This window comes from Bacteroides intestinalis DSM 17393, from assembly GCF_000172175.1.
GTDB classification, from domain to species: Bacteria; Bacteroidota; Bacteroidia; order Bacteroidales; family Bacteroidaceae; genus Bacteroides; species Bacteroides intestinalis.
The window spans coordinates 856,286-878,562 of record NZ_ABJL02000007.1 but is presented as its reverse complement, the minus strand read 5'-3'; the positions used below and the strand labels follow the sequence as shown (position 1 = coordinate 878,562).

Here is a 22,277-nt window from a genome sequence, read left to right as displayed (position 1 = left end):
TTATATCTTAAATTCATATTCTATTGTTCCACTGCATCCGAGAAAGAAGCAACCTGCAATTTTTCGGCAAACTGCAACGAAGGTAGTTCAGTAGTCACTTTAAGCGTAACCGGTTTGCCAGGCAAAATATCCATATAATTGTCGGATATGAAATTGTCGATATCCTCTTGGAGCGACAGGAAAACGCCTCTTGCAAACACATCACAAGACAGAGTTACCTCATAACCTCCTTCAGTCGGTACAAAGTCTTTATTAATCCGGGCTGCTGCATAATGCATATCCTTTTGCTTCGCCAAAAAATAATTATTAGTATACTCTGTTCCTGTCTTATCCTTATAAAAAACGTGTACAACGACGTCTTCTTTTTTCTCTCCATTCAATAACTCGTCCACAGCTTCCTTCCACACAACTGTACTTGTATTAGCCGGAACAGTTATCTGTTTCTTGAATTCTTTCACTACTCCGCTACCATCCAATCTGAACACACAGACCGTTAATTTACCAGAAGTGCTCTTTAGCCTATCTGATACCATATAAATCTGCAATATGTTTTCCTTTTCTATTGGCGATACCAGTAAGTCGGCGAAAGACTTTACCGTAAAATAATGCTGCGCCTTCCAACGTCCGTAATAGTCGCGGCTTGACCAAGATGCCACCGGCCAGCAATCGTTATGCTGCCATACCAATGACCCCATGCAATAGGGCATATCCCTCCGATGCGCCTCCATAGCCATTTTCATAGCATCAGCCTGTAAAAGCTGGCTCATATAGGTAAACGAACGGAAATCTTTCGGTTGACGGTATTCCGACAAAAGGAAATCATTGATACGCTTATTAGCTGCTGTTCCCCCTCGCTGATGCGACATCATGACTTCCGAAGTCAGCTCCCAATCTTCAGGCAAAGGTGCATACCGTTTGATTGACTCAAATTCCGGGAATGACTGAAAACCATACTCGCTGAAGAAACGGCTCCGCTCATGATTGAACTCAGAAAGAGGTTTCAATCCTTGCCAGACTTCCCAATAGTGCATATCCCCCACCGTATGATTGCGCGTTCCCTTATCATCAGAATAAGGAGATGACTTACGATAACAAGCACCCGAATGAAACTCTTCTACCACAGCCGGCAACGTCACAAAATACTGATCTTTGAATTGTTTCCATATAATATCCGAATAAGCAGGATTCTGTTTGTCATAGGTATTTTTCCAGTTCCAGTTGAACCAGGCATCGAGACATTCATTATTCCCACACCAAAGAGCTATACAACTGTGATTGCGCAAGCGTCGTACATTATCAATGGCTTCCCTGCGGATATTTTCCAGCAATTCACCCTCGGCAGGAAATACGCTACACGCAAACATAAAGTCCTGCCAAATTAAAATGCCGTATTTATCACACAAGTCATAAAAAATATCTTTCTCATAAACTCCGCCACCCCACACGCGTAGCATATTCATGTTTGCACTGACTGCATCCCGAATTGTTTTTTCATAAATGGAATCAGTAACACGTGTCAGAAAGTTATCACAAGGAATGTAATTCGCTCCTTTGGCAAACAAAGGTTGTCCATTTAGTTCAAAATAAAAACTTTCACCATATTTGTCAGGAGCCGTTATCACTTTCAATGAACGGATACCCAGTTTTTCCTCCGTAATATCTATTTGCTTACCATCCAGTTCCAGCGTCGTTGCAAAATTATACAAGAAAGGTTCGCCCAAACCGTTTGTCCACCATAACCGGGGATTCTTCATCGTAAAAGATACCGGAATTTTATTCAAGCCTTTATTCAAACGAATCAATTTCCGGCACTCGGTACGATTGTCCGTATAATTAATTACAGCTACCTTTGCTTCTGTCTCCTTATCCGCCAAGACTTCCACCGTGACATCCACTACGGCCCTCTGGGCTGTCACCGACTGCTGGTTATAAAAGACATCATTAATACGAGCCTCATCCCATGCTTCCAGACTAACAGAACGCCAGATACCTGAAGTAACCAAACGAGGTCCCCAGTCCCAACCAAAATGATAACCCGCTTTACGAACAAACACTCCGACCTTGCGATTAAGCAATCCTCCATTCTCGGACTGGTCATTCGAACTGCGATACTGGAAAGGAACAGCTTCCCATTTCGGCATGGCTATCTTAATAGGAGAATGCAAATAAACCTGCAATTCATTGCCATGCTCCTTTAAGAGAGAACGGACATCCGCCTGCCATTCGCAAAACATATTATCAGCAGAAAGAATCTTCTTTCCGTTCAATGTCACATCAGCATAAGTATCCAGTCCCTCAAAATGTAGCACAATATTCTTCTTTGCAAGTAACTCAGGGGTTACCTCAAATGTCGTCCGGTAAATCCAGTCTTCTTTATCCACCCACTGTACACCACGCTCATTGAGCCTGTAGAAAGGGTCATCTATCAGTTTGTTATTCATCAGGTCTGTATGAACTGTTCCCGGAACAGTGGCTTCATACCAGTTAGTACCCCTCGCCTGCCGGAAGTTCCATCCTTCATGCAAGTACTGACGGACAGGCTGTGCATTGACTGCTGTAAACAAAAACAGCAGATTCAACAAAGCTACCCATGTTCTTGTCTTTACTTTCGTATTCATTTGTTTATTTGTTTACGATCTACATTCCATCCTTTCACTACTATCACCGGCTCTTCAGTTATCTTTTCAGCATTCGTTTCGATAACTACGGATTTACTCTCACCCGGCATCAAAGAAAAGAAATTATCCGTATAAAAAGAGGGGCGAATAGGTTTCAAATCCTGATTAAGGAACTGCAACTGATTGAAAAAGGCGATAGAACCAGACACATTCTTCACTGTAACATCTACGAAATACTTGCCTTCGCTCTTTCTTGTCTTATAAGAAGTATTCAATCTGGCCTTTTTCAACTGAGACAATGTTTCAAAGCCTGAAGAAGTAGGACCAGTCAGCGTTTCCTTACCTTCATACTTATCATTGGAACGCCAGTAGAAATTGGACGAGACTTCCTTGCCTTTCTCATCTTTCAATCTCAACTTAATGAAATGTACCTGTGAGATATCTCCAGGAAAGCGAATGGCCAATACATCATTTGCCACACCATCCGAAGGAAGGTCAACTTTTTCAGACTCTTCGAATACCTTTTTACTATTGATATCATAAACCTGAGCCACTACTGTATACCCTTTAAATTCCTGATAGAAATCATTCACCACCGACACCGTATTCTTTAGATAATCAAATTGTGCATGCAAAGGTTCCAACGCATTAGCTGTATGATAGAGTGAAGCCGTTGGTTCCAACGACCAATCCCACATGCGGGCACAGACCTGACGCACCGGACAATTATGATACCAGAATAGTAAACCGGAACAGAAACGGTCACCATAATCAAGTTTATTATAGTTCCATACTTCCCAAATGCTTTTTGAGTTCATGGCACCCACAAACTGGCCTTTTTGTGCAAACTCATCAATAGAAGAAGATTGCCCGTAATTATTAACCAAGTCAGTATACATGGTAGACATCAGATGGAATCCATTCCCATCCAGATAATCCCAAACCTCTTTATTAATAGGCCATAAATCTTTCTCGTCCATCATCTCCCGGAGAATTTCTACCGTAGGAAGTGTCGGAGCACCATATTCGGGGTTAAAACCATCTACACGGCTACCTCTCACAGAAGCAGTGTTTTCATAATGCTGCATCGGATTCACCTGTTTATATGGACTTCCATCATGCACACCTGCACATTCCGATTGCATCTGATAGCCACGTGTACCATCAAGTTGTTTCAGTAGTTCAGGTGTACCACTAACTTCGGAACTCTCATTCGAAGCTACATAATAGGCCAGAGCCGGATGATTACGGATACGTTTCACGGTAGATGCCACATTATTCAGATATACACTCTTATCCTGCGGATGGCGTGTATCGCCCGTCATCCAGAACTCCTGCCAGATCAATAATCCCAGTTCATCACAAAGTTGATAAAAATAATCAGACTCGACTATGCCACCACCCCAGAAACGAACTAAGTTGATACCTGCCTGACGAGTATACCTCAACTCAGCATAGGTGCGTTCATCCGAAGTACGCAACATTCCCTCAGGAATCCAGTTTGTGCCACGAATAAAAATACGTTTACCGTTCACGTAAAATACACGCGATTTATCGGGAGTATTTGTATCAGAGGTAATCTCACGGATGCCAAATCGTGTCTTGACAGAATCACAAACTGCACCTTTTACGTTTACTGTCAATTTCAGTTCATACAAGTTCTGAGGACCTTTGTTGACCGGCCACCACAAGCGTGGATTACGGATAGTAAGTTGAGGAAACTCTTCCGGAGTGAAAGTCACCATTTTCTCCTCACCCCGCAATATACGGAAAGGTTTTTCCACTACAATATTCTCTCCCGTGATCTCTCCTCTGATCACTCCGCTGATCGTATCCATCGAATTAAGCGGATTAACCACTTCAACGGATATAGTTTCATGAGCTACATCATACCCCGGCTTTTGTAGTTCCGACTTCACAAACGGATGACGCAATGCCAATGTCCCTGTAGTATACATAGATATACTTTTCCAGATACCAGTATTACGGTCACGAATACCATCCATAAAGGTAAAATCCCATCCAACGCTCATAAGCATGGTAGTATTTAAGCCAATGTTTCCATTGCCTCCATTATGGAATTCACCTACAGCACCCCAAGGCTTTGGCATAGTAGTTCCCGGCACATCTACCGGATAAACCCTGACGGCAAGAACATTCTTATTACCTACTTTCACAAAGTCGGTTATATTAATGTAATCATTGACAAACATTCCATTGATTGTACTCAGCAAATTACCATTTACCCATACTTCTGCCCGATAATTGATACCATCAGGCTGCAACCATATATTTTTTCCTGCGAAAGAAGCAGGGACTTCAAATTCTGTGCGGAACCAATAAGTATAAAACTCACGACCCACTTTTGAGATATCCGGTATCTTATTGGATTCTATTTTATTATTCAGCCCGTAATAGGGTTCAGGATACTTCTTATTATACACAAGAGAATTAAGCACCGTTCCCGGAACAATGGCCGGCAACCAGTTGCTCGTATTATACCCAAGTGATGAAATTTCCTCAGCCGATGCTTTCACGTCTCCCACTTTCATCATCTTCCAGGTATATTCTCCCTGATGCACTTCTTTCGAATCCAACCAGATTCTATCGGTTGTCTTTGCATAGTTTTTATCACTGCCCTGTGCGGAATATGAGAGAGACAGGAACAAAAGCAAAAAAATCAATAGTTTATTCATCTTATTCTTTATTTATTTTTTTCTGCAAGCAAATATAGCCAATGAGTTCTAAACGAGACGTGCGCATTCTTGCCAGATATAGATAGAAAAAGGGAAAATACACACAGCATACATTTTTGACAAGGATACATACAATTATTCGGGCACTTTCACATTCTTACAATCTTTCAAGCGAATCACAGAGAGTTCACTATCCGGAGATTGCAATGCAGAGTCGGTAATTTCAAGTCCGTTTACATCTTCAGCAACAACCGCATGCCGTTCTTCTTTATCACCAATGGTTGAGAGCTTCATATTTATAAAACGAATATTGTCAGCATGTCGTATATAAACTCCATAAGCAGGTAACATCATGCCGAACATTCGATTCTCAGGATAGGCTTTTTCAACCTCCGGTACTTCTACCATCGTATCCGAAACTTTTCCTCCACCTTTCAACTTAAAGTCTATATCACGAATCTCCACATTGTCAACACGAAGTCCGGGAACACCTGTAATGGAACTTGCAACATAACTGGCAGAACTTGCTGTGATATTCTTTATCAATACATCCTTCAGATAAGATTTCTCTGAAGTTTTACGTCTACCCAAGCGAATAAATAGGGGTGTCTGCACATCTTCCATCGTCAAATCAGAAATGACAACATCTTCCATAAAACCACCGTCAACCACTTCAAGGGCCATACCCGCTATACCAGTAATCGGATCAGAAACTCCCGGAACACGTTTTTCCCAAAAACGAAGCAAAGATCTGCTACATTTATGAAGAGTGCAATCAGAAACCCGGATATTGCGAAATCCTCCGGCACTGGCAGTACCAAATTTAATAAAATTACAGTTAGAAGACAGGTCACAATTCTTCACTGTAACATTCTCGACCACATAATCCGGGTCTTCACTCTTGAAACAGATGGCATCATCATCTGTATCAACTACACAATCTGTGATAGTAACATTCCGGCTCTCAATATCAAAGCCATCATTATTCCAGTTCGCATGTCCTTCCACATACACTTTACTGATATCAACCCCATCACAACGCACAAAACGGAATGTCCAAAACCCAGAGTTTGATAATTTTACTCCATTTACATAAACCTTATTACAATCGAGCAGGAGTACCAGAGTGGGACGGTTCGGAGCATCATTTCCTTTATTAAAAGCCGATCCATTACCATCTATCTCTCCCTCACCTGTAATTGAAATATTGTCTGCTCTTTCTGCAAAAACCAGAGCTTTGCGTCTTCCTTTATTAGGATAATCAGCAATATTCTTACTACCCAGAATCGTAGCACCTTTCTCCAGATTTAAAGTAACATTCTTCTTCAACACCAGTGTTCCGGTCAGATACTTTCCGGCGGGTAAAGATACAACGCCTCCCCCTTGTCTGGCACAGTCATCAATCGCTTTTTGAAGACCAGTAGTAGTTAAGGTCTTCCCATCCGTATGAATCGCGTATTTGTCTGTTATAGGTTCCGAACTATTCTGTTCTTTATTGGTACAAGCCATAAAGAATAAACAGAAGCAAAACAGTCCCCATGTTATAGTATTATTCATTATTCCAATTCTTTAAATGAATGAGGCTGCGGCAAAATAATATTGACACAGCCTCATCATAGTTATTAATTAATTAGCTGCAGGTATTACAGTCACTGTCCATTGCTTCACGACCGTTTTACCCGGTGAAGTCACCGTATATGTACGGGGAGTAGAATAATCTTGGAAACCAACAGCCATACCCGGAGTCAGGGTTGCTCCCGCAGAAATGGTTGCTATCATCTTCAGATCAGTAATATCAGCGTCTTTTTTCAGAGTAACCATGACAGTCCCAGCTTCAGAGTCAATCTGAGTCTTATCACTCATAACCCCCTCTGCCCTATTATATACTGTCACATTTGTAATCTCTGCTTTTTCATAAGCTTCGTCTACTGCATAGTCATCATCTCCACATGACACAAAAGTCAGCGCCAAAGCAACGAACATAAAAAATAGTATCTTTTTCATCTTATAGCTACTTTTAAATTATACAATCATCATTTACCACAAAGGATTCTGATCCAAATTAGGATTCTTGTCACGTGCAGACTGTGGAATCGGCAGCAAATAATCGCGAGGAGCCATGAACGTCTTTTTACATACGAATACCGTTTCATAAGTAGGCACAATTTCTCCATCAGCTCGTTTTATATAAGTCACAAGGCAACCTTGCGCATCCTTATTCAACACTTCCTCACCAATCTTCCACCGCTGAATATCAAACCATCTTTTACCCTCAAGAGCCAGTTCTATACGACGTTCATGACGAATACGTTTTCTCATTTCACTTTTGTCCAAGCCTGCAGGAAGTGCAGGTTGTCCGGCACGGGCACGTATTTCATTTATTGCACCATATACTTCAGCAGTCGGTCCATTCACTTCGTTCTCTGCCTCGGCCAAAGTCAACAATATTTCCGCATAACGCAAAACGATAAAGTTATGTCCGCCGCCTACACCACGCCCACGATTATCATAGCCGCATAGCACATCCTGATTCATGTATTTCCCAATGTAATACCCGGTTTTTGTGCATGAAGGTTTACCAGCACTATACATTCCGTTGGGGTTCTCCTTCAGATTCAGATTGCCCGGAGTATTCTGGGCTGTATACAATATCTTGTTTTTCCAAGGTTTTCCATTGTAATGGAGAGTTGCATAGAAGCGCTTGTCACGATTCTCATAAGGAGCTGCGGCATGTTCCGGATTATTCCAATCAAAAGGTTCACCGGTAGCCATTTCAAATTCATCAGCCAGACTTGCAGTCGGGTGGTCTTTGCTCCATCCATATTCAGCCGGTGTGCCGGGCTCAGGCGGAGCCAAAACAGTCTGTGCACTCGACCATCTATACGGATATGCAAACTGGATATCAAAAATAACTTCACTATTGTGTTCATTATCCTCATAAAACATCTCAGCAAACCCGTTCTGGTACAAAGAATAAGTACCTTTCAGATCACCACTAACTAAAACACGGGCAGTTTTAGCCGCATCTGCATAATATTTGGAATCTATGATTCCGGCTGCATATAAATAAGTGGCCGCCATCATGCCCAACGCAGCTCCCTTAGTCGCACGCCCTAACTCGTCATCAGGTACCGTCACCGGTAAACGATCGGCAGCATTCTGGAAATCAGAAATAATGAACTGCAATGTAGCCTCCGGTGTAGCACGAGCTAGGAAAATATCATCCGTATTGCGATCAAGCGGTTTGTCAATCAGTATAGCCGCTCCATAATAACGGAATAATTCCAGATAGAACATCGCACGCAGAAAGTACGAATCTCCCATCAAGCGTTCTTTCACATTAGCAGGTAGCGGAGAGTCCGGCAAGTTCTTCAAAGCAATGTTAGCTCTACGAATAGAAGAATAACGATTACCCCATCTGTCAATCGGAGCAGAAGAAGCATTGAAGTCAAACAAATTCCATTGATTAGACGCCTTCTCACCAATCTGGATACAATCATCCGTAAACAGGATATCGACAGCATGGTCGTTCAAGCCATTTACGCTATAATAAGGTCCATCCAAGTCTCTGTAAACTTTACTCATAAACAGCATAGCACTTGACTCTGTCAACCAGATACCTTCATCGGTAACAGAATTCGTTGGTTTTATATTGTCCATAAAATCCGTGCACGAAGCATTCAACAAAAGTATGGAACAAAGGATACCATATATTATTTTTTTCATAATTATATTGCATTAAAAGGTTACACTTACACCAAAAGAGCTGATAATCTGTTGTGGATATGAGTTGAAAGCTTGGTTTTCAACGTCAAAGTCGTCAGGCATTTTGCTATAAATGGTCCACAAATTATAGAAATCAGCATATAAACGTAAACTCTGCATCTTGGCTTTCTTCAGTAATTGCGGTTTAAAAGTATAGCCAATCTGCAATGATTTTAGTTTCACATAAGCAGTATTTACCATCCAGTAAGAGGATGTTTCATAGTTCTGGTTACGGATAGAGGCAGACAAACGCGGATATTTTGCATTTGGATTCGGATTAGCTTCTGTCCATGAATCCAAGTGTTCACGGCGTGGATGAATGGCATCCTTGAATGGATAACGAACATTACGGTCTCCATTGCTACCCAAATAATAGTCAGAACCACCAGCTCCCTGAATGAACATACTGAAATCGAAGTTCTTATATTCCAAACGAAGGTTATACCCCCACATCACTTCAGGAGTCTCGTTGAAACCAATAATAACCTGGTCTTCACTATCAATCTTACCATCACCATTGATATCCACATACTTGATATCACCAGGCAATACGCCCTTCTGATAAGCCCAGTTATCAATATCTGCCTGATCCTTAAATAATCCGGCAGCTTTATATCCCCATGTGCGTCCACTCGGTTGCCCGGTCTTACGCTTTCTTGGATTATTCTTGGTTCCGGGAGCTTCACGAATCTCAATCTGCTTATCACGAGTAAACCCGAAAGAAACCGAATTAGACATCTTTAATCCACAATTGAAAGTATAATGGCTACTCAATGCTGCATCAAAACCATACCTTTCATCTTCACCAGCATTTTCTTTAGCCAGGCCAATGCCATATTCAGAAGATACGATCGCATTCGGACTCAAAATTTTATCCGTGCGCTTATCCCGGTATACATCAAACTCAGCAATCAACAAATCATTCCAAAAATTTATGTCTAAACCTATATTAGCTTTCCAGACTGTTTCCCAAGTCAGGAAAATATTAGGTTCAGCCCCCTCCACCAAACTCTGCAATTGGGTAGGGTTTTTGCCGAACACTGCACCATTTTCAATTTTATATTGTGAAAGATAAGAAAATGCATCACCGACAGGATTACCAGATTTACCATAAGAAGCTCTCAACTTTAAGTTATTGATAAATGAGAAATTATCTTTTATAAATGATTCCTCAGAAAGTCTCCAACCCAAAGATACGGAAGGGAAAAATGCACTTCTACGGTCAGGAGCATATTGGTAAGTCTGGTCATAACGTCCTGCCAATTCAAGCATATACTTCTGGGCATAGTTATAGTTCAGACGCATAACATACCCCTGTTGACCAAAGCGGGTGGTGGTACCGGAGTTGCTGATAAATTCCGCAACCGGACTACCCATATTCAATTCCGGAATCATAAAATCATAGTTCTTTCTACCGGCTTTGGTTTCTACCGTATTACCCCATCTCCTTTCAAATACACCTAATACACCAACCTCATGCTTACCAAATCTTCTTTCATAATTCAAATGAGCCTGAATAGTATAATAAGTCCATTGCTTATTTGTGATGTTAAGAGACGGTTTCGCTTCACCACCTTGTTGTTCTTCAATTTCACCAGCATCATTATAGGCATAAGCCGTGAAAGGATATTGCCATTCTTTTGCATCATAAATCTGACGGTCGTAACTGAATAAAGCTTTTGCAGACAAACCTTTCAGAAATGGCAATTGCTGATCTAAAGAAACTGTTATATTCTGAAAGTTATTATTGTATGTCTTATCAGCTCCATCATGCACTCCCATATACATACTGGAACCACCACCCTGCATGGCTGGTTTTCCGCCAACCATATTGGGGACTGTCGGAGCACACAAACGATACAAGTCTTCCATCATCTTTTTGCCATCATAATAATGGCTCTTTTTAGTATCGTAGGCTAAATTAATATCAACACTCACTTTAGTAATGTCTATCGGATGGAAATCAACATTAGAACGGAGATTAAATCTGTCATATCCGGTGTCTTTACCCATCATACTGCCCTGATACATATATCCGAAAGAGGCGAACGCATTGATAAACTTATTACCACCACTCAGAGAGACATTGTGACGAGTAGTAGTGGTAGTCTTCATGTACTCATCCATCCAGTCTGTATTTTTGTAACGGTCGTCAGTACCATCCTTATACTTCTGCAACAGATCATCACCATATACTTCTTTGTCACGTCCATCCATTCTCAACGCTTCATTATATAAGGTCAATGCATCATAAGCATTCAGGAAATCAGGAGTATTCATCGGAGTCTGAAAACCAACCGAACCATCATAAGTCAAGGTTACTTTACCTTCTTTTCCTCGTTTCGTATTAATCAGGATTACACCATTGGCCCCTTTCAAACCGTAAGGAGCAACCGCAGCAGCATCCTTCAGAACAGAAATAGATTCAATATCAGCCTGGTTTACTTTTTCCCACGGGCGTTCGATACCATCGACCAGAACCAGCGGTTTATTACCACGCAACAACACAGTCGCTGCATCTTTTCCCGGCTCACCGGAAGTCTGACGGGTAATAATACCCGGTATCTGTCCTCCCAACTGATTGGACACATTAGCAACAGGAGCCTTAATCTTATCCCCCTGTACGGTGGCAACAGCCGAGCTCATTGTCATACGCTTCTGGGTACCGTAACCAACCACCACCACCTCATCAAGTAATTGGGTGTCTTCCTCTAAAGTAATAACCAGAGGTGCTCCAGCCGTAGCCTTCATTGTTTTGGTTTGATAACCAACAAATGAGATTTCTATTGTGGGATTAGAAACATCAACAGGCAAATTAAAGTTACCGTCAATATCAGAGATAGCACCCTGCGTGGTTCCTTTCACTTTAATTGTTGCACCAATGATAGACTCACCTTTTGCATCCACTACTTTTCCTGTTAGTTTTTTAGCAGTTTGCATAACACCTTGAGTACTTGCCACAACTTCACCGATGTGTGTCTGATTGTCTTTAGCAGCATAAACGTCAGCAGTTGTAACTAAGCCAAGCGACAAAAGTGTCGCCATTAAAATGGATTTCTTAGAAAGTGGCATGATATCTTTCAGCCAGTAATGCCTAAGAATCATTTTCTTTTGGACATTGAGTTTGTTTCGCATAATTGTGTATTATTAATATTAGAAATAGTTCATTAAGAAACTTACCAAAGTAGAGTATAATAAAGAATGAATTCTTCTTACTCTAAGAAAATCAAGGAGAGTGTTTTTCCATACTTAAAAATATATTAGAGGTTAAACAAATGTTTTTCTACTTTCCGAAAGGAGCGGGTGAATCATGCACATGCAGTCTTCACCCTCTCGCTTTACAAAAAATCTTTTTTACCTTAATGTGCAATCAATGCATATTGAAAACATACTAATTATGTTGTTTCTATCGGCAAAGTTAGACGATTAATAGTACATAAGTACATCCAATATCGCCATTAATATGGCAAAAACGGACATATTGAGAAAACATACATTTTGGGCGAAATTGGACATGTATTATGTAGTGAGCCGGTGCTTCAGATGTGTTTAAACTATATCAGAATCGTATCTACTCCCTACCATCTCCCTATATAAAACAAGGAGAAGGTAGGTAATAAGTGAGGAGAAAATAAAAACTTTCATTCAGTTTGGACACGCCCTCCTTCAATTATTTAGTTTTAATTTCAAAATGATAGGTACCGGTTAGCAATTCGATGCCATTTCCTTTCTCGCGCATGGCAGATAAAGTAGTAGCTTCTATCTCTTTACATTTTATTCTACAAGACTTCTTTAGATATAAGGTAGCAGAACTGTTTGAAGGAATAGTAATCGTATATTGCACCTTACCCCTGTTCTTTTTCCATGATGAAACTATTTCTCCATAAGGGGAAATATGACTTGCCTCAAAAGCATCCAAACCTGCTACAAAATTGGGTCTTAACATAATATGTTTGAAGCCGGGCATTGAAGAATCAGGGTAAAGTCCTCCCAATGCTTTATAATACCAAGCACTGATTTCTCCAAACATGATGTGGTTTAATGAAATATCTTTTTTCCCATCAATACGCCAATTCTCATAAAGAGTAGTTGCTCCATTCTTTATCCACCAGCCCCAGGACGGATAGGTCTCTTTAGAAGCAAGTTGATAAGCCAAATCTGCATATCCATTCGCACTCAAAGCATTCAGAATAGTTTTACTACCCAGTAAGCCTACATCCATACTGCCGTCTTTACTCACTTTCTCTGCTAAGTTATGAGCCACCAATTCTTTCAGATGTTCAGGGACTATTCCCCAATAGAGTGGTGCGCTTAACTCTGTCTGACTTCCACCACAATAAATACCTGTTCCCTCATTCAGAAAGCGGGCATTGATGCTATTCTTTATTTTTTGCGCTAAAGCAGAATACTTTTCATAATCTTGTTGTTTGTTCAATATTCTGGCTGCTTTAGCCAGAATATCCGTATCGACATAATAATAGATGGATGAAGTCAGCTCTTTGGAGGAATGTGACTTTATAGGAATCCAATCTCCTAATCCCCAGTCCGTGATGCCCGAAGGGTATGTATAATTCAGATAATCCACATATCTTCTGATATTGTCATACATAGATTCAAGCAAATGTTTGTCTCCATAGAACAGGTAAATATTCCAGGGAATAATAGCCACCGTACTTGTCCAGTCAACACCATTCCCCCAATGATACCCCCATCCGGCAGTAGGAATAATGGCAGGGAGCACTCCGTTAGGGGCTTGTTCATCTTGGTGGTCGGCCATCCATTTTTCATAGACCGTGATGCCATCATAATTATAAAGTCCGGTCTCGATAGCAATATGGGCATCTCCCGTCCACCCATTCTTCTCCCGTTGGGGGCAGTCCGTAGGATAGCCAAATAAGTTTGACAGGTATGCAGCATTCGTCGCCTTCCATATCTTATTCAATAATTCATCAGATGATGAGATTCTGCCGGCAACAGGAACATCACTGTGCATGAAGTAGGCTTTCAAGCTATTATCAGTCAGTTCAACCGGCTCGCTACTTGTTACTTCAACATACTGAAAACCTTTATAATTAAAACGGGCACGAAATGTTTCTTCTCCCATACCACTCAGAATAAAGATATCCGTTTGAAAAGGATCTGAATCATCTGTAGGGCGATAGTGATAATCAATATTAGACATATCTGCTCTATTATTTTCTCCGATTCTCTCAGAATGCTTCAAACGAACTTCCGTACCAGGTTTTCCTTTGATTGTCAATTGGCTGACACCTGCTATATTCCTGCCCAAGTCAAATAAATAAATAGAATCGGAAAGTTTAATCATCTTTGCCGGACGGAGCATCTCCACGTCCCGGATAGGATGCATCTGCTGCGACACAATCAGAGGTGACGGAGCGGAAGTGCAACTTGCATTTTTCCATTTCTTATCATCAAATCCCGGAGTGTTCCAATCAGGTTGTTCCAACCGTGCATCATAGTGTTCAGCAGTATAAATACTATTGAAAATAACCGGACTCAAAGAGGTTTTCCAGTCTTGACCAGTAGAAATAAATTCTACCTTTCCGTCGTCATATACCACACGGATATCCATACAGAATTTAGGCCTGCCACGCCAAGGCGCCTGATCGAAGTTCCACACAGCAGTAGACTGGTGATTGTACCAGCCATTTCCCAACAGTACACCAATGGCATTATTTCCTTGCTTCAATAGTTGCGTTACATCGTGTGTCAAATATAAAGTACGTCTATCAAAGCGAGTATATGCAGGGTCCAGACGATGATCTCCAACCCGTGAGCCATTAATATAAAGTTCATATAATCCGGCAACAGCAATGTATGCACGGGCTTCCCGAATAGTACGTTTTGCATCCCATTCTTTTCTAAAATATGCAGCGGGCTTCAGATGTATATTATGGGTATCTGATATCCAGTTACCCTTCCAGTTGTGTTCATCCATTACTCCGGTTTCAAAGTAAGTTACGTCACTTGTATACATCTTATTACTATCCCAGACACACACCTTCCAGTAATATCGTGTATAAGGTTGAAGTTTTTGTCCGGCATAAACAGCCAGAACATTTGATATAGTCTGTTTACCGGAGTTCCAGCTATCACCCATCCCCTGAGCAACCCGAACGGAATCTGTGCCTACAATAACCTGATAGGCTTCCTGAACATCAACATCAACTGGCAATTGCCAGCTCAAACGCGGAGAAGGCACATCTATTCCTAACGGGGCAACTAAATATTCACAGCGAAGAACATTAAGCTTCCCTATTGATCCGGCTAATAATGATAGATGAAATAATGAAATAAAAAAGAATACTGATAAGATTCGTTTCATAATATAGATTACTTTTTAGTGAATGATACAAAAATAGGCAATAATCAATATAGTAATATCTACAAAAGTGCCAATAGTATACGCTGACATGACAAAGAACGTGCCCATCTTCGCCATTTTTGTATGGTTATCGTCCTAAGACATAATTATACCATTTTAAAGCATATTTTTCAGATTGAAGCACAGAAAAAAAACATATCTTTGTTTGCATCTAATACTTAAATAAATATGAATAGCCCCATGAGAAAACATACATTGCTGCTTTTATTCTTTTTTTCTTGTTTAACAAGCAACATTTGTTCGTACAATCTGAGACAGATCAGTAATCGGGACGGTTTATCCAACAGTTCTGTCACTTGCCTGTTTCAAGACGACGAACGTTTTTTATGGATCGGAACATATGACGGGCTTAATATGTATGACAGCCGGAATATCTATATTTATAAGCCCGATATCAACAACCAAAACAGTTTATCAAGCAATGTTATCAGAAATATTATAGAAACAGACAGCATTTATCTGTGGATCAGTACCAAGTGGGGACTTAACAAGCTATCGCAACAAAGCAATACCATAGAGGCGTATTACAATGAATTCGGAGAAAACTCTTATATGGCTAAAGACAGCCACGATAATTTGTATGTTCTTAGCAAACCGGATGTCTTGTCTTTCTATTCTAAAGTTGAAAATAAATTTATCGACCTTCCTGTACATAAAGGAATAGAACATAATACAGTATTGGGTATGCTAATTGATGCACAAGATACTATTTGGATCAATCACCAAGGAGTTCTGGAGAGATATACTGTATCTGACACAGGCTCTGATCAACCCAGCATTAAAAGGCATAGTGATTTTAAACATGCTCAGCCCATAGAGTATGCATTCTACCATAACGAGAAAATCATCATAGTCGATTCTATCGGAGACATTTATTATATAACAACCCAAGGCATTCATTTTGTTAAAAATCTGAATAAGCTTATTAATGAGAGCGGGGAAATCGGCTCTATTATTTTCGATAACGATGATCTCCTCATTGGCTTTAGAACGAACGGCCTTATTCGGCTCGATGCAGCTAAAGGATATGAATTAGAAAAAATAGAAATTAATTGTGGGGTATTCTCATTATGGAAAGATGAACAACAAGACATTATCTGGATTGGTACAGACGGGCAAGGCATATATGCATGGACCAAAGATGAGTACGCTTTCAACAACCTGTCATTAAATCAATTGCCCATAAATAAAAGAAGACCCATCCGGGCTATTCATACAGATCAACAAAACACTCTGTGGTTGGGAACTAAAGATAATGGCATCATCAGAATTAAAGATTACGATGTTGCCCAGGAATATTCGACAGCTAATGTAACCCATTTCACTGTCAAAGACGGATTAACCAATAATGCAGTCTTTGCTTTTACTGAAAGTAAGAGCCATCCTATATTATGGATTGGGTCGGACGGTCCTGAACTAAACTATTATTCATATCGGGACAACAAAATACACTCGCTTATCAACAATACCAACTCTAGAATTGCACGTGTACATTCCATGAGTGAGACCTGCGACTCATTGCTATGGGTAGGTTCTGGAAGCAGATTGCTCCGAATCAGTATTGAAGCACATGGAAATACGATTAAAGCCAAAGATATACGTACCATTTATTTCAGAGTCCCCAACAGACAGCAGTACAATCAAATATATTCCATTTATCCGGAGAATGATTCTATTCTCTGGATTGGAATGCGGGGAAATGGAGTCATTCGCCTGAATACGCAGACCGAAGCCTATCAGCTTATCTCATTCGATAAAAACGGAATAGCTCCAATGAATGACATTCTCTGTATACATCAAGACAAAAATAAAATTATATGGGTAGGCAGCAGTTACGGCCTCACCAGATTGACCTTATTACCCAATGGTGAATACGATTATAAAAACTTCAATGAAAATGAAGGATTACCTAATAATACAATACATGGTATCGCAGAAGATCCTCAAGGTAACTTATGGTTAAGCAGTAATACTGGTATCATTCTATTTGATTCACATAAGAATACATTCCGAAACCTTAATCATAAAACAGGATTAAAGGTAATAGAGTTTAGTGATAATGCTTACTTTCAAGACAGTACAAAAAAACGATATTTCTTTGGAGGCGTAGATGGTATTGTATGGATAGAAAATGGGGAAAAAAAGAGAAAAGATTTCATTCCGGATATTTTCTTTACCAAGCTCAGGATATTCAATAAAGATTATAACATATCCGAATTTGAAAAAAGCAAAGGTAATAAAAGAGAAATTGTATTGAAGCACGATCAAAATTTCTTTGCTGTTTCTTTTGTTGCCATGGATTTCATCAATGGAGAAAATAGCAAGTACTCCTATAAACTGGAAAATTTTAGCAATGTATGGATGGACACGCGCTCCAATGAAGCGCAATTTACCAATATTCCTCCCGGTAACTACATCTTGCGAGTGAAGTATGATGATGGGAGCAGTAGTAATGAAAACTTAACTCAAAGTATATACATCACCATCCTTCCTCCCTGGTACTGGAGCATTGCTGCTCAAACAATCTACGTTCTACTACTTATAGGAGCAGGGTTAGGCCTTTTCCGATATATTCGTTGGAAGTACGAACGGAGGAAAGCTTCTATCGACAGAAGGCTGAAAGAAAAATATAAAGAAGAAATGTATGAAGGGAAGTTACGTTTCTTCACCAATATTACACATGAATTCTGTACTCCGCTCACACTTATCTACGGACCATGCGAAAGGATACTCAATTATGAACATAGTGATGACTTTATAAAAAAATATGCCCAGATTATAAAATCAAATACCGAGCGGCTTAACAGCCTGATACAAGAAGTCATCGATTTCCGCCGTATGGAAACCGGTAACCAGATATGCCACATACAAGAATTGAATATCAGCGAATTGGGCAACGGAATCATTGAATCATTTGATGAATTGGCCGAACAGAATCGAATTCAGTTGGAAACAGACATCACTCCGGATATCATTTGGAGAAGTGACCACAACGGCTTTACTAAAATCCTCAATAATCTTATTTCCAATGCTTTCAAATACACACCGGAAAATGGGACTATCCGTATATCCATAAAAAAAGAAGAAGATAAACTAAGCATTAAAGTGTATAATACGGGGAAAGGTATCAGTAAAGAAAACCTTCCGTTAATATTTAACCGGTACAGTATACTCGACAACATCAAAGAAAATAGTATAAAAGGCTTATCATCCAGAAACGGATTAGGGCTTGCCATTTGCCAGAGTATGGTAGAATTGCTACATGGAACCATTAACGTAGAAAGTGAAGTAAATCAATATGCCCAATTTATTGTGACTTTACCTGCGCTTGAAACCACAGAAAAAGTGGGAAATATACAACCACATGAAATTGCCAAAGTTGAACTGTCCAATTATAAAACAGAGGTAACACTGCCCGAAACAGTCAATAACGAAGAAGAAACTAACCAACCGGAAAACACAATACTGATTATTGATGATAATAAAGAATTGTTGTGGATGTTGAAAGATATATTATCAAATGAATATGCAATCTTAACTGCCGAAAACGGAGAGGAAGGGTTGGAACTATTGAAACAAGAAACTCCGAATCTGATTATCACAGATATCATGATGCCTAAAATCGATGGAATCACCCTGACTAAACAACTGAAAAACAATAAGCATACTGCACACATTCCATTGGTAATTCTTTCGGCCAAGAATACAACCGATGAGAAAATAGAAGGTATAGAATCCGGAGCGGATGCTTACATTCCCAAACCTTTCAATACACAATATCTTAGAACCATTATCAAACAACTTATAAAAAAACAAGAAGAGTTAAAGCAATACTATAACTCTTCTGCAAGTGCATTTGACTATAGTGGAGGACAGTTATTACAAAATGAGGATAAAGAATACCTGCAAACCGCTATAGAAATAATCAATAAAAATATGGATAATGCAGAGTTCGGCCCTGACGAATTAGCCGAGGCGATGCAAACCAGTGGCAGAAATTTATACCGAAAGTTCAAAAAACTGAACCAATCATCTCCCAAAGATTTCATAAAAGAGCAAAAAATGAAATATGCTGCAAAATTGCTGTTAACAACAACATTAAATATACAAGAAATCATGTACCGGATAGCGGCTACCAACCGGTCGCATTTTTATAAAGAATTCGCCAAACGCTATAATCAAACTCCCAGGGAGTACAGGGAAGCCAATAAACAAAAAGATGATTCTCTTGTTTGACGAGTTCTTTATTCTTAGCAATCACTACGTAAGTAGTGCCTTTGTGTGCTTATTAATGCTTTTGGGCTATATGCTTTATCACCGAACTACCGGAATAGTCACCGGAAGGGAATGTTATATCCATCTGTTCTCCATTCAGGCTTAATTGAACAGACTCCTCTTTATACAAAGGATCAGCTACAGCTATTTCATATTGCCCGTCTTTCTTCTCAATGTATAACAAAACTTTTTTATTGACTGCCACTACCAGATCATCTGAGAACCGTATTTCACCCGGTTCATAAAAGACGACAGCATACTGTCTCTTATTCTCATTGGCAATCGCTTGTATCTGCTCCGTATTGGCTATAATTTTGATTTCATTCTCAAACTTCTTATCTGTAAAATAAGAAAGAGGTTTATCAGGCATTATTATGTAGCAATAATCCTCATTCTGTGGAGTAGTGCCATGCGAAATCCATAAACTAAAAACCTCTTTTGTAACAGGTTGCTCACTTGCCGTTACTTCAAGTTCCCGCCAGGTACCCGTTTGCTTGGCTTTTCTCAATGTTACACTCCCATTTTGCGGGAAAATATACCCTACATTATCATGGTAAGCCCAGTCTATCTTTTTGTCGGACAAGTTATCCATTAGCCGGTATGTATGCCCTGACAAGCCATATGTAACCTCACCATTTGCCAGACATTGATTTACCGAAGTACGAACTTCCTGCGTACGGGCTGCCTTAATACCACTTCCCATACATACCATAGCATCTCCCATAAAAAAGTAAGCTTTCCGAGCTTCCACACCCTGATAGGCATGCTCATAAGCCATTACTCCATTATGGGCGTTGCTAACGCCTCCGCCAAATTGATTCGATCCGAACAGATACCAACGTAATTCGGCAGTCGACTGATTAGCAACCGCCGTTGTTCCCGGTACCCGCGTCCAATCCCAAGCTACAAAGACGTCATCATACTCATGACCGGTAGTCATTATATTAGTCGCTCCTAATGGTAGATAATAACCTTTCAAATTCTGCCCATTCAGCATTTCCGTACCATTTGTGCGCACGGATATGACTTTGGCAGACATGTAATAATCAGCTCCATGATGAGTCATAATGTTCGATTTCCAGAAGTGTGTATTTCCAGGTACCGGAAAGGCTGCACCATTAATATGCTTTTTCCATGCTTCATAATCTTCTGCATGAATAGGATCAACTTCTTTCATTAAATCTAATGTGTACGTGGACATATTACTCAAGCAATTCGGCCGACATATTCCCCGTCCAATCGTCCCAAAATCATATGCCTCCCTGTATCCGAACATCTGTGTTCCTTTCAGAAAAACATCTGATACCAACTTAATCTTATCAGGAGTAAAAAATTTTATGAAAGATGTCTTATTAGCTAAAGTAATATACTCTGCCAAGTCAGACATCAGTGACATTCCATATCCACCCGAATAAAGTTGAGGACGGTGCTGATGGATACTATTATCTCTTTTCATTCCTTCATCATCTTTCTCCTCTACATATATGGTAGAAGCAATGGAAGAAAATCCTTTGGCTATTAACTCATAATTATCTTCTATACAGCCCTTATGTATCAAGACTGCAGACACCCATGTCCTGTTCTTACCTCTATGTGCTACATTATCTGTCTTATCAACTAGGTAAGCAGAAAGCCTCATCAAATCTTCTCTTTTCAGTTCTTTCTTCAACAAAAGAAGAGGAACCATATATTGGGAAGGAGCCCCGATATCCCGATACCACCAATTTCCGGAATCGGGATTAACTGTCCGGAAATAGTCTAACCCCAATACTATCTTTTTTCTCAATTCCGGCTTATGAAATAGCTTATTTCCAGGCTTACTATAGGCCAATGCTATGTTTCTTAATCTTTTGAGATGACGGTCTGCATCGAAATAGAAAGTCACTGTCTTATAATCAATGTCTTTCCAACTACCATCAGTTTGCATAACAGCCAAATCTTTTTCTGCTTGAGAAACGTCTATCGAATCCGATAGGTATTCTTCCAACAATCTATTATATAAAATCTCTATATCCTTCTGCTTCTCTACAGCATAGCTGCATTCTCCCCAAAAGCATAACGCTAGATAAATAATTAGTAACCTTTTCATAATCATTCTTTATCTATAATTATCACCGCCGCACTCATTGCCGGGACGGATACTTTAACATATTCATTTTGTGGTTGATATTTCTCTCTTATATTTAGTTGAAAACTTCCATCAGCTTCTACTTCAGCATCAGCAAAATATATTCCTAATGAATTTTTCAAGAAAGACTCAAGCCAACGGATACTTCCAGCAACTGCCAGTCCCGCTATAGTAACATTAGGTAACTTATCTTTTAGCATTCTTTAAATCGTTTTGCTACATATGCAGCTTCATTCGAGTTTTTTCAGAATTTTTTCTCCCTGATTCAGCCCACAATAACCTTTCAGTCGGTTAAGCCTACAAATTTTGAAAAAGTATCTACATCTGTAGTAACCCCCCAAAGGAGTGCAACAACAAAAGAATTGTTTCCCCTTTTTAATAATTTAGTC

The 22,277-nt window shown here is 39.9% G+C and carries 10 protein-coding genes; 1 reads left to right on the top strand and 9 read right to left on the bottom strand.

The window, feature by feature from the left end:
• Positions 1 to 20: 20 nt before the first annotated feature.
• From BACINT_RS07160 to BACINT_RS07130, 7 genes are all read right to left on the bottom strand, one after another.
• Positions 21 to 2,618, bottom strand: coding sequence for a beta-mannosidase (locus BACINT_RS07160; RefSeq protein ID WP_007661798.1), 2,598 nt, complete (start codon positions 2,616 to 2,618; stop codon positions 21 to 23).
• Positions 2,615 to 5,314 carry a glycoside hydrolase family 2 protein gene (locus tag BACINT_RS07155; RefSeq protein ID WP_007661796.1) on the bottom strand — a complete coding sequence of 900 codons (2,700 nt, stop codon included), beginning with the start codon at positions 5,312 to 5,314 and terminating at the stop codon, positions 2,615 to 2,617. The genes BACINT_RS07160 and BACINT_RS07155 overlap by 4 nt, the downstream gene beginning before the upstream one ends.
• A gap of 135 nt (positions 5,315 to 5,449) precedes the next feature.
• Positions 5,450 to 6,871 carry a glycoside hydrolase family 28 protein gene (locus BACINT_RS07150; RefSeq protein WP_044154825.1) on the bottom strand — a complete coding sequence of 474 codons (1,422 nt, stop codon included), beginning with the start codon at positions 6,869 to 6,871 and terminating at the stop codon, positions 5,450 to 5,452.
• Between the two features lie 69 nt (positions 6,872 to 6,940).
• Positions 6,941 to 7,318, bottom strand: coding sequence for a hypothetical protein (locus BACINT_RS07145; RefSeq protein WP_007661792.1), 378 nt, complete (start codon positions 7,316 to 7,318; stop codon positions 6,941 to 6,943).
• Positions 7,319 to 7,351: 33 nt separating this feature from the next.
• Positions 7,352 to 9,040: a RagB/SusD family nutrient uptake outer membrane protein gene (locus BACINT_RS07140; RefSeq protein WP_007661790.1), complete on the bottom strand. Its 1,689-nt coding sequence runs from the start codon at positions 9,038 to 9,040 to the stop codon at positions 7,352 to 7,354.
• 12 nt (positions 9,041 to 9,052) lie between these two features.
• Positions 9,053 to 12,214, bottom strand: a complete 3,162-nt coding sequence (locus BACINT_RS07135) for a SusC/RagA family TonB-linked outer membrane protein (protein WP_007661788.1) — start codon at positions 12,212 to 12,214, stop codon at positions 9,053 to 9,055.
• 535 nt (positions 12,215 to 12,749) lie between these two features.
• Positions 12,750 to 15,425 carry an alpha-L-rhamnosidase gene (locus tag BACINT_RS07130; RefSeq protein WP_007661787.1) on the bottom strand — a complete coding sequence of 892 codons (2,676 nt, stop codon included), beginning with the start codon at positions 15,423 to 15,425 and terminating at the stop codon, positions 12,750 to 12,752.
• A gap of 240 nt (positions 15,426 to 15,665) precedes the next feature.
• Between BACINT_RS07130 and BACINT_RS07125 the strand changes: the two genes are divergently transcribed.
• Positions 15,666 to 19,721: a hybrid sensor histidine kinase/response regulator transcription factor gene (locus BACINT_RS07125; protein WP_044154823.1), complete on the top strand. Its 4,056-nt coding sequence runs from the start codon at positions 15,666 to 15,668 to the stop codon at positions 19,719 to 19,721.
• A 52-nt stretch (positions 19,722 to 19,773) separates the two neighbouring features.
• Here BACINT_RS07125 and BACINT_RS07120 read toward each other — a convergent pair whose 3' ends face one another.
• The gene (locus tag BACINT_RS07120) at positions 19,774 to 21,849 is read right to left on the bottom strand and encodes a polysaccharide lyase family 8 super-sandwich domain-containing protein (protein ID WP_044154928.1); all 2,076 of its coding nucleotides are present in this window, start codon (positions 21,847 to 21,849) and stop codon (positions 19,774 to 19,776) included.
• A gap of 2 nt (positions 21,850 to 21,851) precedes the next feature.
• Entirely contained in the window at positions 21,852 to 22,088 is a 237-nt protein-coding gene (locus BACINT_RS07115) for a hypothetical protein (protein WP_007661783.1), read from the bottom strand.
• Between the last annotated feature and the right edge of the window lie 189 nt (positions 22,089 to 22,277).